Genomic DNA, 17,807 nt, shown 5'->3' on the forward strand with positions numbered 1-17,807 from the left:
TTAGAAAAGCGAAACGAGAGGAGTCAGGATAGCCGTGACGGCTTCATAGCCGATATTCACGAGCGGACGCAGCCAGAAGCGCGTCAACGTGCCCGTCATCACAAGCGCCATCACGATGAAAAAGCCATAGGGCTCGAGGCGCGCCAGCATCATCGCCGGACGCACGGGCAGCAGCGCCGTCAGCACGCGTCCGCCGTCGAGCGGCGGCAGCGGAAAGAGATTGAGCACGCCGAGCACGAGATTCACGCCGACGCCCGCGGCCGCCATGCGCGTGAAGAACGGCTCATCGAAGTGCATGAGGGCGAGCGACACGCCGAACACGCCCCACACGAGCGCCTGAACGAAGTTGCACACCGGGCCCGCGAGCGCGACCCACAGCGAACCCCAGCGCGGATTGCGCAGATTGCCGAATGCGACGGGCACGGGCTTCGCGTAGCCGAACATGAACGCGCCGCTCGTGGCGAAGTAAAGCAGCAGCGGAATGAAGATCGTGCCGAGCGGGTCGATGTGCCGCATCGGATTGAACGAAACGCGCCCGAGCACGTAAGCGGTGTTGTCGCCGAGCATGCGCGCGACGTAGCCGTGCGCAGCCTCATGCAGCGTGATCGCGAAGATCACGGGCAGTGCGTAGACGACAATGGTTTGTATCAGGGAGGAATCCATATTGCTCTATTGTAACAACGCCGCCTTGCGGCCCTGTCGGCTTTCGCTCATGTCGCGATCACGCCGTCTCTTCGAGACCGAACGGCGCGAGCGAGCCGCGGCCCGCACGCACCAGCACGGGCTCTTCGCCCGTCAGGTCGATCACCGTCGACGGCTCGCACGGACACGCGCCGCCGTCGATCACCAGATCGAGCTGTTTTTCGAGCCTTTCGCGGATTTCTTCCGGATCGTTCAGTGGCTGCGTTTCGCCCGGCATGATCAGCGTCGTGCCGAGCAGCGGCTGGCCGAGTTCTTCGAGTATCGCCAGCGTGATTGCATGGTCCGGCACGCGCAGGCCGATCGTCTTGCGCGACGGATGCGACAGGCGGCGCGGCACTTCCTTGGTCGCCTGCAGCACGAACACGTAGGGGCCGGGCGTCACCGATTTGATCAGACGGTATTGGCGGTTGTCGACGATCGCGAAGTTCGCCAGCTCGGACAGATCGCGCACGAGGAGCGACAGCAGCTGCCGCTCGTCGATGCCGCGGATGCGCCGCACGCGGTCGACGGCGTTCTTGTTGTCGAGCTGGCACGCGAGCGCGTAGCTCGAATCGGTCGGCAGCGCGACCACGCCGCCGCTTTCGATGATCTGGGCTGCCTGCTTGATCAGACGCGGCTGCGGATTGTCCGGATGAAGCCGAAAGTATTGGGACATGATGTCGGTCAGGAAGTCGGGGAACAGCGACAGCGTACCCACGCAGCGCGCGTGCCCGCGCGCCGGCGCGATTCAGAGCTTACAGCCAACGTTCCCAGACTGGCTTCAGATCGGACGGCAGCGGCGGCAGGCTGCCCAGTTCGACGCGGCCTTCACCCGCCGCGTGGAAATCGGACCCGCGCGATGCCTCGAAGCCGAAGCGACGCGCGACGTCCGCATATTCGCGGTATTGATCGGGCGTGTGGCTGCCCGTGACGACTTCGATCGCCTTGCCGCCGAGATCGATGAACTCGGCGAACAACGCGTCGAATTCGGTCGGCGTGTACGCGTAGCGGCCCGGGTGCGCGATCACCGCTTCGCCGCCCGCAGCCTTGATCCACGTGATCGCATCGGCGAGCTTCGACCAGCGATGCGGCACATAGCCCGGCTTGCCTTCACCGAGAAAACGCGAGAACACGTCCTGCGTATCCTTCGCGTAGCCATGCTCGACCATGAAGCGCGCGAAATGCGTGCGCGAGATCATGTCGGGATTCGACACGTATTTCAGAGCGCCTTCATACGCATCGGGAATGCCGAGCGTGGCCAGCTGCGCGCCAATCGCTTCGGCCCGCGCGGCGCGGCCGTTGCGCGTGCGATAGAGCCCGTCGAGCAATTCCTTGCAGGTGGGATCGACATGCAGGCCGACGATGTGAATCGTGCGCGACGCCCACGTCACCGAAATCTCGACGCCGTCCAGATACTGCATGCCGAGCGCCTCGGCGGCCTCGCGCGCCTCCGCCTGACCGCCTACTTCGTCGTGATCGGTCAGCGCCCACAGCGTCACGCCGCCCGTATGCGCGCGGCGCGCGACGTCGGCGGGCACAAACGCGCCGTCGGACACAGTGGAATGGCAATGCAAGTCGGCGTTCATCGTCGTCTGGATAAGCTGAACGTCTCATTCTACTGCAACGCAGTAAGCAAACGCAGAGGAATCACCGGCCCAATCGGCGACGCGCGCTACGTGCAAAAGCCTTCGATCAGCGCGGCGACGTGCTCGGGCTGATCGTGATGAACCATGTGGCCCGCTTCGTCGATGAACGCTTCGCGCCAGTCGGCAAACGCGCTGAAGCGCGCCTTGAATTCGTCGAGCGGAATGTCGCCCGCCAGCATCGAGAGCGTCGGCGATGCCGTCGCTTCCACGTGCAGCACCTTCGCGCGCACGTTCGCCCAGACGGCCATCACTTCGTCGAGCCGGTACAGCAGCGGCCCGCGGATCTTGTGCGCCGGGTCGGCGAGCAGGACGTAGCCACCCTCGCCGTCCGGCTTCGACCAGTGCTGCGCGAGAAAGCCCGCGCGCTGCGGGGCCAGCCGCGCATTGGTCTTGATCAGGCGCGCGGCAACATCGTCGAGCGTCGCGTATGAACGCAGCGACGGCGGCTCGCGCAATTCGTCGAGCCACGTCGCGAGCCGCCGCGGCAGTTGCGATGGCTTCGACGGCGCGAGCCCGAACCCTTCCAGGTCGACCACGCGACGCACCCGCTCCGGCCGCACGCCCGCGTATAGACAGACGACGTTCGCGCCCATGCTGTGCCCGACGAGGTTCACTTCGCCCGTCGGCGCGTAGTGGTCGACCAGCGCGTCGAGGTCGGCCAGGTACTCCTGGAACCAGTAGTGGCCGCCGCCTCTCTCCGCGACGGGCCAGTCGGACAGCCCAAAGCCGCGCGCATCGGGCGCGATCACCTGCCAGTCGCCGGCGAGCGCATCGACGACGAACTGAAACGATGCGGCGACATCCATCCAGCCATGCAGCATGAAGAGCGTCGGCGCATCGGGGTTGCCCCAGCGGCGCACGTGCAGGCGCACGCCGCGCACGGTGACGAATTCGGAAACGGAGGGATTCAAATGACGATCCATGGCACGGCCTGAAAAGAATGATCGTTCGATTATATAGAGATAGCCACGCCGCCGTGCGTGGGCGGGTGGAAGTCCGCTTCAGTCGTCGATGCGCGGCTGCGTTTCGAGGCCGGCCAGCGCCGCCAGTTCCTCCTCTTCAAAACCGGCGCTGCGCCGCGCTTCGAAATTGAAGGGCCCGCGCAACTTCGGCGCGCGATAGTCATCGGACAGACGCAGATAGGTCTGATGCGCGTCGACGCCCGCCTCGTCGCACAGATGTCGGAACCAGCGGTTGCCGATCAGCACATGGCCGATCTCGTCGCGCAGGATCACGTCCAGGATCGCCGCCGACGCATGATCGCCCGCCTGTTGCAGCCGCGCGCGGATCGGCGGCGACGCATCGAGGCCGCGCGCCTCCAGCGTGCGCGGCACGAGCGCCATGCGGGCGAGCACGTCGCCGCGCGTGCGCTCGCACATGTCCCACAGGCCGTCGTGCGCAGGAAAGTCGCCATACGCGTGGCCGAACTCCGCAAGCCTCGCGGATAGGAGCGAAAAGTGATGCGCTTCCTCCGACGCGACCTTCATCCAGTCGACGTAAAACGCCTCCGGCATGCCGCCGAAGCGCCACACGGCGTCGAGCGCCAGATTGATCGCGTTGAACTCGATATGCGCGAGCGCGTGCAGCAGCACCGCGCGCCCTTCCGGCGACTGCATGCTGCGCCGCCCGAGCTTGCGAGGCTCGACGAGTTCGGGACGCGCGGGACGCCCAGGCAGCCCGGCAGGCTCATCCAGCACCCGTCCCGGCGACACGGCCGACGTACCGCCCTGCACGCGCGCATAGAGGGCCTGCGCCGCTGCGACCTTCGTCGCGGGCACGCGCTCGCCCAGCACGGCCAGCGCTTCGGTGCGGGCGCAAATCGGGGCGTCGGAACGGGGGGAATCGGGAGAATGCATGGTGCGTTACGGAGCGATACGTGAAAAAGGGCAGACAGTGATGCCGCCACGGCCTGGCGCGCGCGCGCTTATTGCACAACCGTTTACAATACGCGATCCGACCATGCAGCGCGGGATGCCGCCATCGCGCGCAACGTGCCGCACCGGCCGCCGATGCGCGCCGGCAAGGCGTCCGACGACCGAGGAGACACTGTGGCAATCTACAAGCTGGGCGACGCAGCCCCGACCATTCACGAAAGCGTGTTCGTCGCGGACACGGCGACCATCATCGGCAAAGTAACGATCGAAGAGAACGCGAGCGTCTGGTTCGGCGCTTCGATCCGCGGCGACAACGAGCCGATCACCATCGGCACGGGCACCAACATTCAGGAAGGCGCCGTGCTGCACGCCGATCCGGGCTTTCCGCTGACGCTCGAAGCGAATGTGACGGTCGGCCATCAGGCGATGTTGCACGGTTGCACGGTCAAGGAAGGCGCGTTGATCGGCATCCAGGCTGTGGTCTTGAACGGAGCGGTGATCGGCCGCAATTGTCTGGTCGGAGCGGGCGCCGTCGTTACTGAAGGCAAGGTTTTTCCCGACAATTCTCTGATTCTCGGTGCACCCGCAAAGGTCGTCCGAGAATTGACTGAAGCAGATATCAAAGGCCTGCAGCGCGTCGCCAATAATTATGTCGAGCGCAGGGACTATTTCAAGGCGCAACTCGTCCGCATCGGCTAAGGCCGGCGGCACGACGCGTCAAGCGCGGGCTTCGCACCGCGCGGTTCGACCGAGGAAAAGTTGTGAGTGATCAGTTGCAAAAATTCATGTTCAGCGCGGCGCCCGTTCGCGGCGAGATCGTGTCGCTGGCCAATACGTGGCAGGAAGTGCTGACGCGCCGGAGCTATCCCGCGCCCGTGCGGAACATGCTCGGCGAAATGATGGCCGCGTGCGCGCTGCTGTCGGCGAATCTGAAATTCGACGGCACGCTGATCATGCAGATTTTCGGCGACGGGCCCGTGAAGATGCTCGTCGTGCAATGCAATTCGGATCTGTCGATGCGCGCGACCGCGAAGTTCGCCGGCGACGTCGCGCACACGATCGCCGACGATCTCACGCTCGTCGATCTCGTCAATGCGGGCGGCCATGGCCGCTGCGTGATCACGCTCGATCCGAAGAGCAAGGCTCCCGGCCAGCAGCCGTATCAGGGCATCGTGCCGCTGTCGGGTGTGGATGGGCCGCTGAAGTCGATGGCGGAAGTGCTCGAGCACTACATGCGCCACTCGGAGCAACTCGACACGCGTCTGTGGCTCGCGGCGAATGACCAGCGCGCGGTCGGCATGCTGCTGCAGAAGCTGCCCGGCGACGGCGGCATCGTCCCGCATCCGAGCGAAATCGACGCCGATACGTGGAATCGTCTCTGCACGCTCGGCGGCACGCTGTCGACCGACGAACTGCTGAGCGAAGAACCGACCACGCTGTTCAGGCGCCTGTTCTGGCAGGAGAACGTCCAGCATTTCGAGCCGGCGAGAACGCGATTCGAGTGCACGTGCTCGCGCGAAAAAGTCGGCGGCATGCTGAAGATGCTGGGGCGCGAGGAAGTGGACAGCGTGATCGAAGAGCGCGGTCACGTCGAAATTCACTGCGAGTTCTGCAATCAGCGGTATGAGTTCGACCCCGTCGACGTGGCGCAACTTTTCGTCGCCAGCGGGCTCTCACAGGGTGTGGCGCCGGCCGCCGACCAGCGGCATTGAGCCGGAACAGACTGCGTCGCCGTGAGCCGCTCCCGCCGGCGGGCGGCGCGTATCATCGGACATCGGCGGTTGCCTGATTTTCGAAAGCGCCGATGGCGGAATTGCTTAGGCATCCGATCGATGGAGGTCGAAATGAATACCCCTGCCCTGTTGCTCACCGCTCGTCCAGTCCGGATGTCCGCGCTTGCGCTCGTTGCCGGCGCTGCCGCTTTATCCGGCTGCATGATGGACCCGCCCGGTCCGTCGCCGATCTACAGCCGCTTGCCCGCCGACCAGTCGGGCATCGCGGCGACTGCGCGTCCGCTCACGCCGGAAGAGCGCGCGCGTTACGACGCAATCGACAAGCAGGTGATGGTCGAGCAAAACGAGGCCATGGCCGCCGATGCCGCAGCGCAGGCCTGGTCGCGCTACGCCGCGCCGCCCGTCACAGTCTACGGCAGCTACTCCAGCGGCGGCTGGGGACATGGCTGGGGGACGGGCATCGGCTATGGGTACGCGCCGGGCTGGGGTTGGGGCTGGTAGTACGCCCCTCGATCCGGCAGCTTGCATGAACGGGCGCGGCCCGCATCGTTCGATCGTCCCACACGATCAAAAACAAAAGGCGCGGTTCATCATGAACCGCGCCTTTTTCGTTGCAACCACACCGGCTTCTCGCCACGCCGCGCAGGACATCAACCCGGCTTCTTCTCCTTCGCATCCTTTTTCGAGTGCTTGCGATCCGGCTTCGTTCGCGACTCCGGATTCGGCACCACGCGCAACGGTGCGCCCGTGATCTGCCCACGCGTCGACGTATTCGATTGCGCGGCACTCGAAGCGGACAGCGGCGCGTTCGGCGACACGAACTGCACGAACACTTCGCTGTCCTTGACCATACCCATCTCGTAGCGGGCACGCTCTTCGACGGCGGCCGAGCCGTTCTGCAGATCCTGCACTTCGCCCTGGATGCGCTCGTTGCGCGTCTTATCGTCGGCGTTCTTTTTCAGCTGCTGCGCAAGTTCCTGTTGCAGCTCGTGAACGCGCAGCCAGCCGCCATGGCCCCACCACAGCGGATATTGGATCAGCACCAGCAGGACGAGCAGAACGACGGTGACGAGCCGCATGAATTGAATTGCAGGGTGGAATACGCGCCGCCCTGCGCTGTACGCAGGGCGGCAAGGGTGAGTCAGTAGCGAAGCATAACCGTTTTAACGGTTATTGAGACAAATTGTTGACGGCAAGCGTCACTCTCGCGCGTCGACCTGTCTCGAAGGGTGCCGGTAAGGGCGTCGTTCAACGCAGGTTGTAGAACGCCGACTTGCCCGGGTAGCTGGCGATATCGCCCAGATCTTCCTCGATGCGCAACAGCTGGTTGTACTTCGAGATACGGTCGCTGCGCGACAGCGAGCCCGTCTTGATCTGACCGGCGTTCAGGCCGACCGCGATGTCCGCGATCGTCGAATCTTCGGTTTCGCCAGAGCGGTGCGAAATCACGGCCGTGTAGCCCGCGCGCTTGGCCATTTCGATCGCCGCGAAGGTTTCCGTCAGCGTGCCGATCTGGTTGATCTTGATGAGGATCGAATTCGCGATGCCCTTCTCGATGCCTTCCTTCAGGATTCGCGTGTTCGTCACGAACAGGTCGTCGCCGACCAGCTGGATCTTCCTGCCAAGCTTGTCGGTGAGCAGCTTCCAGCCTTCCCAGTCGCTTTCGTGCATGCCGTCTTCGATCGAGACGATTGGGAACTTGTCGGCCAGAGTGGACAGATAGTCGGTGAATTCCGCCGACGACAGTTGCAGCCCCTCGCCCGCCAGCTGGTACTTGCCGTCGTGGTAGAACTCGCTGGCCGCGCAGTCGAGCGCGAGCAGCACGTCTTCACCGGCGCGGTAGCCGGCCTTCTCGATCGCCTGCAGGATGGTCGACAGGCACTCGTCGTTGCTGCCGAAGTTCGGCGCGAAGCCGCCTTCGTCGCCGACGGCCGTGCTCATGCCGCGATCCGACAGGATCTTCTTCAGCGCGTGGAACACTTCGGCGCCGCAGCGCAGCGCTTCGCGGAACGTCGGCTGGCTGACGGGGACGATCATGAATTCCTGGATGTCCAGGCTGTTGTTCGCGTGCGCGCCGCCGTTGACGATGTTCATCATCGGTACGGGCAACTGCATCGCGCCCGAGCCGCCGAAGTAGCGGTACAGCGGCAGGCCGGCTTCTTCAGCGGCGGCCTTCGCGACGGCCATCGACACGGCCAGCATCGCGTTCGCGCCCAGACGCGACTTGTTGTCGGTGCCATCCAGCTCCAGCAGCGTCTTGTCGAGGAATGCCTGCTCGGAAGCGTCGAGACCCATGATCGCTTCGGAGATCTCAGTGTTGATGTGCTCGACGGCCTTCAGCACGCCCTTGCCGCTGTAGCGGCCGGCTTCGCCGTCGCGCAGTTCGATCGCTTCGCGCGAGCCCGTCGATGCGCCCGACGGAACGGCCGCGCGGCCCATCGTGCCCGATTCGAGCAGCACGTCGCATTCGACGGTGGGATTGCCTCGCGAATCGAGAATTTCGCGACCGATGATATCTACGATAGCACTCATGGTTTCCTCTGAAATGACGATGAATTCTTAAGGTGAGACGTCCGGTTCAGTTGGACTACACGCGTCCGGACGCGTTCGACGACCATCGGGTTGGTGCGCGCGGGCCACGCCGGAATGGCGAAGCTCGCGCGCCCGCGCATCAGTTGAAGTCGCTCTCGAGGAACGGCGTGCGCTTCACGGCCTGATCGAGCGTCATCAGCGTCTCGAGCAGGTCGGCCATGCGATGCAGCGGCACGGCATTGGGACCGTCCGACTTCGCTTCGGCCGGCCTCGGATGCGTTTCCATGAACAGACCGGCGACGCCAGTCGCGACGGCCGCGCGCGCCAGCACCGGGACGAACTCGCGCTGGCCGCCCGAACTCGTGCCCTGCCCGCCCGGCAGCTGCACCGAATGCGTTGCGTCGAACACGACGGGCGCGCCCGTCTCGCGCATGATCGCGAGCGAGCGCATGTCCGAGACGAGGTTGTTATAGCCGAACGACACGCCGCGCTCGCACGCCATGAAACGGTCCTCCGACAGACCCGCTTCACGCGCCGCGTCGCGCGCCTTGTCGATCACGTTCTTCATGTCGTGTGGCGCGAGAAACTGGCCCTTCTTGATGTTGACGGGCTTACCCGAACGCGCGCACGCATGGATGAAATCAGTCTGACGGCACAGGAACGCGGGCGTTTGCAGCACATCGACCACCGATGCGACTGGTTCGATTTCTTCTTCCGAGTGAACGTCGGTCAGAACGGGCACGCCGAGCTGACGCTTCACTTCGGACAGAATGCGCAAACCCTCATCCATTCCAAGACCGCGAAACGATTTGCCGCTGCTGCGGTTGGCCTTGTCATAAGAGGACTTGTAGATGAACGGAATCTTCAGCTTCGCGCAGATTTCCTTCAGCTTGCCGGCCGTGTCGATCGTCATCTGTTCGGATTCGACGACACAGGTGCCCGCGATCAGGAAAAACGGCTTGTCGAGGCCGATTTCGAAATCGCCCAGTTTCATACTTTCTCCTCGACGCTCGCTTCGCGATGAGCGCGCGCCGCTTCGACGAATGCCTTGAAGAGCGGATGGCCGTCGCGCGGCGTCGACGTGAATTCAGGGTGGAACTGGACGCCGACGAACCACGGGTGCATCGAACGCGGCAACTCCATCATTTCCGGCAGATCTTCGCTCGGGGTATGCGCGCTGATGATAAGGCCGCCGGTTTCGAGCTGGGGCACGTAGCGGTTATTGACCTCATAACGGTGACGGTGGCGCTCGTTCACGTCCTTGCCGTAGATCTCTTCGGCCATCGTGCCCGGCTTGATCGGGCAGCGCTGCGAACCGAGACGCATCGTGCCGCCAAGATCGGATTCTTCCGTACGCTTCTCAACCTTGCCTTCGCGGTCATACCACTCGGTGATCAGCGCGACGACGCGATGCGGCGTAGCCGGGTCGAACTCCGTGCTGTTCGCATCCTTCAGGCCCACGACGTCGCGCGCGAATTCGATCACGGCCAGCTGCATGCCGAGGCAGATGCCGAGATACGGCACCTTCGCTTCGCGTGCGTAACGGATTGCCTTGATCTTGCCTTCGGTGCCGCGACGGCCGAAGCCGCCCGGCACGAGCACGGCATCCAGATGCCGGAGACCGTCGACGCCGTTTTCTTCCAGCTCTTCGGAGTCGATGTATTCGATGTTGACCTTCGTCGACGTATGGATCGACGCATGGCGCAGCGCTTCGATCAGCGACTTGTACGACTCCGTCAGTTCGACGTACTTGCCGACCATGCCGATCGTCACTTCGCTCTTCGGGTTTTCGAGCTTCTCGACCATTTCCGACCAGATCGACAGATCCGCCGGCTTGGCCGACAGCTTCAGCTCTTCGCAGATCAGTTCGTCGAGGCCCTGGTCGTGCAGCATCTGCGGAATCTTGTAGATGCTGTCGACGTCCCACACCGAGATCACGGCGTCTTCCGGCACGTTCGAGAACATCGAGATCTTCGCACGCTCGTCGTCGGGAATGCGGCGGTCGGCGCGGCACAGCAGCACGTTCGGATAGATACCGATTTCGCGCAGCTTTTGCACGCTGTGCTGCGTGGGCTTGGTTTTCAGTTCGCCCGCGGTGGCGATGAACGGGACCAGTGTGAGGTGCACGAAGCATGCGCTGTTGCGGCCGAGGCGCAGGCTCATCTGACGCGCGGCTTCGAGGAACGGCAGCGACTCGATGTCGCCGACCGTGCCGCCCACTTCGACGATCGCGACATCCGGCTCGCCGCACGTCGCGGATGCCGCGCCGCGCTCGACGAATGCCTGGATTTCGTTCGTGATGTGGGGGATGACCTGAACCGTCTTGCCGAGATAGTCACCGCGGCGTTCCTTGCGGATCACCGACTCGTAGATCTGGCCCGTCGTGAAGTTATTGGCCTTGCGCATCTTCGTGCTGATGAAGCGCTCGTAATGGCCGAGGTCGAGGTCCGTCTCAGCGCCGTCTTCCGTCACGAACACTTCGCCGTGCTGAAACGGGCTCATCGTGCCGGGGTCGACGTTGATGTAGGGATCTAGCTTGAGGAGGGTGACTTTCAGACCGCGCGATTCGAGGATCGCGGCGAGGGAAGCGGCGGCAATACCCTTGCCGAGGGAAGAAACTACGCCGCCGGTGACAAAAACATATTTGGTCATCGCTGGATGCTCGCGGGAAAAACGGATTATACCCGAACGTGCCGTTTCAGCCCAGTCTGAGGCGGCTCCCTGGCGCCGATCGAACGTGCTTTTTGACGCATCCGCGGCATCGCTCCCGATATGCCGATCGAGACTTCGCGCTTCGCCCGCTTTTTGGTTTTTCTTGCTTTTTCGTGAGCCTGCCGCGCGGTTGTTTCGGCAACGCTCGACAAGCTTCTGCAATGTTCAGCAGCCCTCAGTCCAGCTCGCGCAGCAGCCGCTGCACGGCGCGCGCCGTCTCCAGCGGCCGCTCCATCGGGAACAGATGGCTCCCTTCGATCCACTCGAAATGGTCGCCCGTCAGCCGCCGCGTCGCATGCAGGCCGGCCTGGCGCACCTCCAGCGAGCGAGTCCCGGCGACGAACCCGACGGGCACGGGCGTGCCCCGCGCGAGGCGGCTTCCGGACGTGTGCGGCAACGTCCGATAGATCAGGTATTCCGTCTGCCTGTCGAAGGCCAGTTCGCGCGTGCCGTCCGCGGACACCTGCGGAATGCCGAACTCGATGTAGTCGGACAGCACCCGCTCGTCCCACCGCGCGAACGCCTGCTTCGCGTGGAAGTGGCGCCACGCTTCCTCGCGGCTCGCCCAGCGCGTGCGCCGCTTGCGCGTCGCCGCAGCCGGCGACAGCCTTTCGTCGAGCCCCGTCCACTGCGACATGCGCAGCATGCTGCTCTGCCAACCCGCTATCACGGGCGAATCGAGCATCACCACGCCCCGCACCCACTGCGGCTTTTTCAGCGCCGCCTTCAGCGAGAGATAACCACCCAGAGAATGCCCGACCAGCCACACCGGATTCTCATAAGAACGCTCGATGTCATCCAGCAACTCTTCGACGAGATGCGGCCAGTCGCGCGTCACGGGATAGCGCGCGTCGTGTCCGATCCGCTCGATGAAACGCAACTCGTAGTCGTCGGCCAGCTCCGCGAAGATCGTCCGATAGGTGGACGCCGGAAACCCGTTTGCATGTGAGAAATGGATGATGTTTTTCAAGCGCCGCCGCCTCCGTTCCAGTTCGTTCTAGTTCGTTCTCAATCGTGCCGTCATGGGTCGGTCATCGCGTCCATCCAGTACCGGCGATGCGACTGCCGGTAACGCTCCAGCGACAACGTCGCACCGTCCGCCTCGATACGCGCGGCGCCGTCGTCGTCGCTGCGCGAGAGTTCGATGCGTCGCGCGCGATACCGCTCGTAGACGCCCAGCTGGGGATGATGAAACCGGTTGCGATAGCCTACCTGAAATACCGCAATGGACGGCTCGATAGAGTCGAGGAATGGCTCGGTAGACGAAGTCCTGCTGCCATGATGCGGCACGAGCAGAATCTGGGCGCGCAACGCCGCGCGGTCGCGCGCGAGCAGCGTGCGTTCGGCGGGCGCTTCGATGTCAGCGGCCAGCAAGGCCGTCATCGGCATTCTTGCGGCGACGGGCGCTTGAACGCGCGCGCCGTCATGAAGAGCGCCGGGCACGCTCACACGCAGCACGCAGCAATGCGCGTTCGGCTTGCCTTGCAACGGTCCTGGATCGGGCCACAGTATCGCGAAGTCGACGCCGTCCCATCGCCAGTGCTGGCCTGCCGCGCAGCGCACGGTTTGCGCCCCCGCCTGGCGCGCCTGAATCCAGAGCGGATTGTCGGGGACGAGACCGGCCAGTAGTTGCCGCACTGCGATTGCGTCGAGCACGGCGGGCGCACCGCCCGAGTGATCGGAGTCCGCGTGGCTGATGATCAGCGCATCGAGCGTCGAGATGCCCGCCGACTGCAGATACGGCACGACGATGCGCTCGCCCGCGTGCGTCGATTCCGGACCGGGCCCGGCGTCGAAAAGCAGCGTATGACGCGCCGTTTCGACGACGATCGACGAGCCCTGGCCGATATCGAGCGCAGTCAGGCGGAAGGTTCCGTCGGCGGGCGCGGACGACGCGGGCGCGAGCAGCGGCAGCCACGTGAGCGGCGCGGCCCAGCGCAACGGCCAGCCGGAAGGCGCGAGACACCACGCGACGCCGACGGCCGCCGACGCCATCGCCCAAACGCCCGGCTGCGGCAATTGCCAGATCGTCCACGCCGGCCCCGACAGCATGTGCAATGCGCTCGCGAGCCATTCGAGCAACCGATGCGCGAAGCGAAACGCGAACGCGTCGAGCGGCGCCGGCAACGCAACGCCCGCGATCACAGCCGGCGTCACGAAGACGCTGACCCAGGGAATCGCGAACGCATTCGCGACGGGGCCGATCAACGGAATCTGCGAGAAGAAGATGACCGTCAATGGCGCGAGCGCGACCGTCACCGCGAACTGCACGCGAGCGCCGCTGCGTATCCGTTCGATTATCGCGCCGAGCCGCGAGCGCATGAAATCGGCGCAACGCGCGGCGTTCGAACGCTTGCGCGCTTCCTCCTGGCGCGGATCAGGTGAATCGTTTCGAACGACTCGCGTGCGTGACGACATCGCGAACAGAATCGCGCCGACTGCGCAGAACGACAGCCAGAATCCCGCCGATACCACCGCCCACGGATCGACGAGCAGCACAAGCCCGAGCGCCCACGCGAGCACCATCGACGGCGCTGCGCGCCTTCCGCCGACATATGCGAGCGCAACGACGCACGCCATCCATAGCGAGCGCTGCGCGGGCACGTTGAAGCCCGCGAGCGCCGCATGAAACGCGGCGAACAAGGCTCCGCTCGCGATGGCGACTTTCTGCGCGGGCACGAAGAGAGGCCAGCTTCGCCCGATGAAAAACGAGCGGCGCCATAACGCACCCATCAGCCAACCCGCGAGTCCCGCGACAAAGCCGATATGCAAGCCCGAGATCGCGACCAGGTGGCTCGTTCCCGTGCGGCGCATCAAGAGCCAGTCGGCGGTGCTGACGGCATCCTGGGCGCCGATCGCGAGCGCGACGACGATGCCGTAATGCGGCGCATCGCCCAACACGGCGGCGATGCGCTCGCGAATCGCCCATCGCCAGCGATCGATTATGACAGCCGCGCTGGTCGACATGCCCCGCAGCCGCACAACTTGCGATGGCGCGCTCACGTAGCCCGACGCCCGAACGTCGCGCGCCAGCAGGACTGCTTCGCCATCGCGCACGCCCCAGTTCGCGTTGCCATGCGGACGCTTGAGCCGCACGTTCAGGCGCCAGCGCGAGCCGGGCTCGAGCGCGGGAGGCGGCGCGTCGTCCGCGATCCATGACAGTTGCAGCGTGCGGGGAAAGCGTTCGACGCGTGCATCTGCCGATTCGACCGAGAAGAGAAAACGCGTGCCGTCAGCGCTGCGGGCCGGCAAGCCTTTGATCGATCCGCTCACGACGATGTCGCGCCCTTCCCACGCACGCGGCAGCTCGAACGCGAGGCGCGTCTGCGCGCGCCACGACGCGTAGCCGAAGCCGACGCATCCGGCAGCGCAAAACACCGCGCACCAGCCCGCACGGATCGCCCACGCGCCGCCGCGCCGAAAGCAGAGGCACGCGATAACGATCAGCGCGCCAATGACGATCCAAAGCCCCAGCAATCCGAACCATCCCGGCAGCGACGCCTGCTGCTGCAGCCACACGACGCCCAACGCAAATCCGCACCACACTGCCCGCATGCCACCTCCGCGCCCGATGCTCGCACGGGATATTCATCAGGAAGCCGAATCATCAAGGACGGCACTGCCCGACGCGAGCCAAACAGTGATTATGCAGAGTAAAGCGCGAGCCGCGGCAATGCGGCGTGCGCATTGGCCGTTGTGCCTATCGCAAGCTCGTTTTTGTCGATGCCGCGCTGCTCGGCGAGGATCGCACCGATGGCCGGAATCTGGTCCGGCGTGTTGCGCTGCCTGTAGAGCCATGCGGGCGCGATATCGGGCGCATCGGTTTCGACGACGAGCGCATCGAGCGGCAATTGCGCCGCGAGCCGGCGGATCTGCAACGCGCGCTCGAACGTCACGTTGCCGCCGAAACCGAGATGCATGCCGTGATCGATGAACGCCTGCGCCTGCTGGAAGCTGCCGTTGAACGCATGCGCAATGCCGCGATGCACCTGGTTGCGCCGCAAGCCCTTCAGTACCTGATCCTGCGACTTGCGCACATGGCAGATCACGGGCAGATCGAACTCGCACGCGAGCTTCAGCTGCTCGTTGTAGTAGAACTGCTGGGTCTCGTCGTCGAGTCCGGGCACGAAGTAGTCGAGCCCGATTTCGCCCAGCCCGACGAACAGCGGATCGCCGAGACTCGCCTCGATTTCCATGCGCAGCACGTCGAGATCGGATGGCTGCGCCTGCGGCGTAAAGAGGGGATGAATGCCGAGCGCATACGCCCCGCCCTTCACGCGATGCGCGAGTTCGCGCACCGTCGAGAAATTGCTGCGCGCAATGCCCGGAATCACGAGCCGGCTCACGCCCGCTTCGAGCGCCGCGTCCGCGACGGCGTCGCGGTCAGCGTCGAATTCCGAAGCGTCGAGATGACAGTGCGTATCGATCCACATGCGCGCAGCCTCGTGCCGATCGTGTCGGCCAATGTCGAATGGAAACGCCGGGCGTCAGACGGGAACGGTCGGCTCCTCGTACAGCACGCCGTCGCGCAGACGCAAGGTCCGGTCGCAGCGCGCGGCCAGATCGGGATCGTGCGTGACGATCACGAAGCTCGTCGATAGCGTGTTCGACAGTTCCAGCATCAGGTTGAACACGGTATCCGCCGTGCCGCCGTCGAGGTTGCCCGTCGGCTCGTCGGCGAGCACGCAGGCGGGCTTCGTCACCAGCGCGCGAGCAATCGCGACGCGCTGGCGCTCGCCGCCCGACAGTTCGCCCGGACGATGCTTCGCCCGATGCGCGAGCCCCACGCGCTCGAGCATGCCAAGTGCCTGTGCACGCGCGTCCTCCGTCGTCATGCGGCGAATGCGCAGCGGCATCGCGACGTTGTCGAGCGCGCTGAACTCCGGCAGCAGGTGATGGAACTGATAGACGAAACCGAGCGCGCGGTTGCGCAGATCGTTGCGCTCGCGCTCGGAGAGCTTCGTGAACGGCTTGCCCATCACTTCGACGTGGCCCGCGCTCGGGTCGTCGAGTCCGCCGAGCACATGCAGCAGCGTGCTCTTGCCGGAGCCGGAAGCGCCGACGATCGCGAGCTTCTCGCCGCGCCGCACCGACAGCTGCGTGTTGTTCAACACGGGTACGTTCAGGCCGCCCTGGATGAACGCTTTCGAAATGCCCGTCGCTTCGAGCACGTAAGGGTGCAAACCCGGGTGCAGACCCGTCTCGTCAGTAGCCATCAGATTCTTGTCGGGACGATCATTCATAGCGCAGCGCCTCCGCCGGACGGACCTTGGCGCCACGCCAGCTCGGATACAGCGTCGCGAGACACGACAGCACGAACGCGATCACGCCGATCTTGACGACATCGCCGGGGACCAGCTCGGACGGCAGTTCGCTGATGAAGTACACGGACGGCGGCAGGAATTGCACGCCGAGCACGTGCTCGATCATCGGTACGAGCCACGGGATGCTCCACGCGATCAGACAGCCGAGCGCAACGCCGATGCCCGTGCCGACGAAACCGATCGTCATGCCCTGCACGACGAAAATCTTCATGATCGAGCCTGGCTGCGCGCCGAGCGTGCGCAGAATCGCGATATCGGCCTGCTTGTTCGTCACCGTCATCACCAGCGACGAGACGAGGTTGAACGCCGCCACCGCGATGATTAGCGTGAGGATGATGAACATCATGCGCTTTTCGATCTGCACCGCCGAGAACCACGTCTTGTTCTGCTGGGTCCAGTCGCGGATGTAGAGATCGCCGGACAGCGTGCGCGCCAGCTGATGCGCGACTTCCGGCGCGCGCTGCATGTCCTTGAGCCGCAGCCGCACGCCTGTCGGCGCGGGCAGACGGAAGAGCGCCTGCGCGTCCTTGATGTCGACGAGCGCGAGCGTGCTGTCGTACTCGTAGTGACCGGACTCGAAGATGCCGACCACAGTGAACTGCTTCAGGCGTGGCAGCATGCCCGCCGGCGTCATCGAGCCTTCGGGCGCGACGAGCGTGATCTTGTCGCCCGTCATCACGCCGAGGTTCGCCGCGAGATCCGCGCCGAGCACGATGCCGAATTCGCCGGGCTTCAGTTCGTTCAGGCTGCCCGCCTTCATCTCCTTGCCGATGTCCGACACTTCCGGTTCCAGCGACGGCTCGACGCCGCGCAGCGCGACGCCGCTCACGGCGTCCTGGCGCGTCAGCAGCGCCTGCGCCTCGACATAGGGCGCGGCGCCGATCACTTCCTTGTTCAGCTTCGCCTCCTTCGCGGTCAGTTGCCAGTCCGGCATCGAGCCGGTCGGCGAAAAGATTTCGACGTGCGCGAGCACCGACAGCATGCGGTCGCGCACCTCCCTCTGGAAGCCGTTCATCACCGACAACACGACGATCAGCGCGGCCACGCCGAGCGCGATGCCCGACATCGACACGAGCGCGATGAACGAGATGAAGCCGTTACCCGTGGTGCGTTTGCCGGCGCGCGTGTAGCGCCAGCCAATCTGCCATTCGTATGGAAGTTTCAAGCGAGTCCTTTTCAGCGCGCTTGCGCTGTTCTGCATGGGCGAGGCCTTCGTGCGCCGTGCGGAAAATCCGCTGTGCAAGCGCGAAAGCCGTGTCGATTGGGCGCGAATGACGGCCGATGGTTCCAGAACGAGGCTTGCGG

The 17,807-nt window shown here is 64.7% G+C and carries 17 protein-coding genes; 3 read left to right on the forward strand and 14 right to left on the reverse strand.

Features of this window, described 5'->3' with window-relative positions; genetic code table 11:
* The 5 genes from BN2476_RS17700 to BN2476_RS17720 all read right to left on the reverse strand — a co-directional run bounded on the left by BN2476_RS17700 (position 1) and on the right by BN2476_RS17720 (position 4,183).
* The gene (locus BN2476_RS17700; RefSeq protein WP_087735457.1) at positions 1 to 663 is read right to left on the reverse strand and encodes a site-2 protease family protein; all 663 of its coding nucleotides are present in this window, start codon (positions 661 to 663) and stop codon (positions 1 to 3) included.
* Between the two features lie 58 nt (positions 664 to 721).
* Positions 722 to 1,357, reverse strand: coding sequence for an L-threonylcarbamoyladenylate synthase (locus BN2476_RS17705; RefSeq protein ID WP_087735529.1), 636 nt, complete (start codon positions 1,355 to 1,357; stop codon positions 722 to 724).
* 79 nt (positions 1,358 to 1,436) lie between these two features.
* Positions 1,437 to 2,267 carry a 3',5'-nucleoside bisphosphate phosphatase gene (locus BN2476_RS17710; protein ID WP_087735458.1) on the reverse strand — a complete coding sequence of 277 codons (831 nt, stop codon included), beginning with the start codon at positions 2,265 to 2,267 and terminating at the stop codon, positions 1,437 to 1,439.
* A gap of 86 nt (positions 2,268 to 2,353) precedes the next feature.
* Positions 2,354 to 3,238 carry an alpha/beta fold hydrolase gene (locus BN2476_RS17715; protein WP_173819634.1) on the reverse strand — a complete coding sequence of 295 codons (885 nt, stop codon included), beginning with the start codon at positions 3,236 to 3,238 and terminating at the stop codon, positions 2,354 to 2,356.
* A 90-nt stretch (positions 3,239 to 3,328) separates the two neighbouring features.
* Entirely contained in the window at positions 3,329 to 4,183 is an 855-nt protein-coding gene (locus BN2476_RS17720; RefSeq protein ID WP_087735460.1) for a ferritin-like domain-containing protein, read from the reverse strand.
* A 192-nt stretch (positions 4,184 to 4,375) separates the two neighbouring features.
* On the opposite strand from BN2476_RS17720, the gene BN2476_RS17725 reads away from it, so the two are divergent.
* From BN2476_RS17725 to BN2476_RS17735, 3 genes are all read left to right on the forward strand, one after another.
* Positions 4,376 to 4,900 (forward strand): gamma carbonic anhydrase family protein, encoded by a 525-nt coding sequence (locus tag BN2476_RS17725; protein WP_087735530.1) that lies wholly within the window; start codon positions 4,376 to 4,378, stop codon positions 4,898 to 4,900.
* Positions 4,901 to 4,962: 62 nt separating this feature from the next.
* Positions 4,963 to 5,913 carry an Hsp33 family molecular chaperone HslO gene (hslO, locus tag BN2476_RS17730; RefSeq protein ID WP_087735461.1) on the forward strand — a complete coding sequence of 317 codons (951 nt, stop codon included), beginning with the start codon at positions 4,963 to 4,965 and terminating at the stop codon, positions 5,911 to 5,913.
* 132 nt (positions 5,914 to 6,045) lie between these two features.
* Positions 6,046 to 6,435: a hypothetical protein gene (locus BN2476_RS17735; protein ID WP_087735531.1), complete on the forward strand. Its 390-nt coding sequence runs from the start codon at positions 6,046 to 6,048 to the stop codon at positions 6,433 to 6,435.
* A 149-nt stretch (positions 6,436 to 6,584) separates the two neighbouring features.
* Here BN2476_RS17735 and ftsB read toward each other — a convergent pair whose 3' ends face one another.
* The 9 genes from ftsB to BN2476_RS17780 all read right to left on the reverse strand — a co-directional run bounded on the left by ftsB (position 6,585) and on the right by BN2476_RS17780 (position 17,667).
* Positions 6,585 to 7,013: a cell division protein FtsB gene (ftsB, locus tag BN2476_RS17740; RefSeq protein ID WP_087735462.1), complete on the reverse strand. Its 429-nt coding sequence runs from the start codon at positions 7,011 to 7,013 to the stop codon at positions 6,585 to 6,587.
* A 169-nt stretch (positions 7,014 to 7,182) separates the two neighbouring features.
* On the reverse strand, positions 7,183 to 8,466 hold the full coding sequence (gene eno / locus BN2476_RS17745; protein WP_087735463.1) for a phosphopyruvate hydratase: 1,284 nt from the start codon (positions 8,464 to 8,466) through the stop codon (positions 7,183 to 7,185).
* A 139-nt stretch (positions 8,467 to 8,605) separates the two neighbouring features.
* Positions 8,606 to 9,460 carry a 3-deoxy-8-phosphooctulonate synthase gene (gene kdsA / locus BN2476_RS17750; RefSeq protein WP_087735464.1) on the reverse strand — a complete coding sequence of 285 codons (855 nt, stop codon included), beginning with the start codon at positions 9,458 to 9,460 and terminating at the stop codon, positions 8,606 to 8,608.
* Positions 9,457 to 11,118, reverse strand: coding sequence for a CTP synthase (gene pyrG, locus BN2476_RS17755; protein ID WP_087735465.1), 1,662 nt, complete (start codon positions 11,116 to 11,118; stop codon positions 9,457 to 9,459). The genes kdsA and pyrG overlap by 4 nt, the downstream gene beginning before the upstream one ends.
* A gap of 235 nt (positions 11,119 to 11,353) precedes the next feature.
* Entirely contained in the window at positions 11,354 to 12,148 is a 795-nt protein-coding gene (locus BN2476_RS17760) for an alpha/beta fold hydrolase (RefSeq protein ID WP_087735466.1), read from the reverse strand.
* A gap of 50 nt (positions 12,149 to 12,198) precedes the next feature.
* Positions 12,199 to 14,733: a DNA internalization-related competence protein ComEC/Rec2 gene (locus tag BN2476_RS17765; RefSeq protein WP_087735467.1), complete on the reverse strand. Its 2,535-nt coding sequence runs from the start codon at positions 14,731 to 14,733 to the stop codon at positions 12,199 to 12,201.
* 89 nt (positions 14,734 to 14,822) lie between these two features.
* A complete protein-coding gene (locus tag BN2476_RS17770) occupies positions 14,823 to 15,611 on the reverse strand; it encodes a TatD family hydrolase (RefSeq protein ID WP_087735468.1) in 789 nt (262 codons plus the stop codon).
* 54 nt (positions 15,612 to 15,665) lie between these two features.
* Positions 15,666 to 16,421, reverse strand: coding sequence for a lipoprotein-releasing ABC transporter ATP-binding protein LolD (gene lolD / locus BN2476_RS17775; protein ID WP_087735469.1), 756 nt, complete (start codon positions 16,419 to 16,421; stop codon positions 15,666 to 15,668).
* Positions 16,414 to 17,667: a lipoprotein-releasing ABC transporter permease subunit gene (locus BN2476_RS17780; protein ID WP_087735532.1), complete on the reverse strand. Its 1,254-nt coding sequence runs from the start codon at positions 17,665 to 17,667 to the stop codon at positions 16,414 to 16,416. Before BN2476_RS17780 ends, lolD begins: the two co-directional genes overlap by 8 nt.
* Between the last annotated feature and the right edge of the window lie 140 nt (positions 17,668 to 17,807).

This window comes from Paraburkholderia piptadeniae, assembly GCF_900007165.1.
Taxonomy (GTDB): Bacteria; Pseudomonadota; Gammaproteobacteria; order Burkholderiales; family Burkholderiaceae; genus Paraburkholderia; species Paraburkholderia piptadeniae.

Excerpts from the sequence above, each read along its gene's own strand:
- BN2476_RS17710 (WP_087735458.1), bottom strand. The coding sequence starts at position 2,267 with ATGAACGCCGACTTGCATTGCCATTCCACTGTGTCCGACGGCGCGTTT.
- BN2476_RS17770 (WP_087735468.1), bottom strand. The coding sequence starts at position 15,611 with ATGTGGATCGATACGCACTGTCATCTCGACGCTTCGGAATTCGACGCT.
- BN2476_RS17700 (WP_087735457.1), bottom strand. The coding sequence starts at position 663 with ATGGATTCCTCCCTGATACAAACCATTGTCGTCTACGCACTGCCCGTG.
- BN2476_RS17735 (WP_087735531.1), top strand. The coding sequence starts at position 6,046 with ATGAATACCCCTGCCCTGTTGCTCACCGCTCGTCCAGTCCGGATGTCC.
- BN2476_RS17705 (WP_087735529.1), bottom strand. The coding sequence starts at position 1,357 with ATGTCCCAATACTTTCGGCTTCATCCGGACAATCCGCAGCCGCGTCTG.
- ftsB (WP_087735462.1), bottom strand. The coding sequence starts at position 7,013 with ATGCGGCTCGTCACCGTCGTTCTGCTCGTCCTGCTGGTGCTGATCCAA.
- BN2476_RS17720 (WP_087735460.1), bottom strand. The coding sequence starts at position 4,183 with ATGCATTCTCCCGATTCCCCCCGTTCCGACGCCCCGATTTGCGCCCGC.
- lolD (WP_087735469.1), bottom strand. The coding sequence starts at position 16,421 with ATGAATGATCGTCCCGACAAGAATCTGATGGCTACTGACGAGACGGGT.
- kdsA (WP_087735464.1), bottom strand. The coding sequence starts at position 9,460 with ATGAAACTGGGCGATTTCGAAATCGGCCTCGACAAGCCGTTTTTCCTG.
- eno (WP_087735463.1), bottom strand. The coding sequence starts at position 8,466 with ATGAGTGCTATCGTAGATATCATCGGTCGCGAAATTCTCGATTCGCGA.
- BN2476_RS17765 (WP_087735467.1), bottom strand. The coding sequence starts at position 14,733 with ATGCGGGCAGTGTGGTGCGGATTTGCGTTGGGCGTCGTGTGGCTGCAG.
- pyrG (WP_087735465.1), bottom strand. The coding sequence starts at position 11,118 with ATGACCAAATATGTTTTTGTCACCGGCGGCGTAGTTTCTTCCCTCGGC.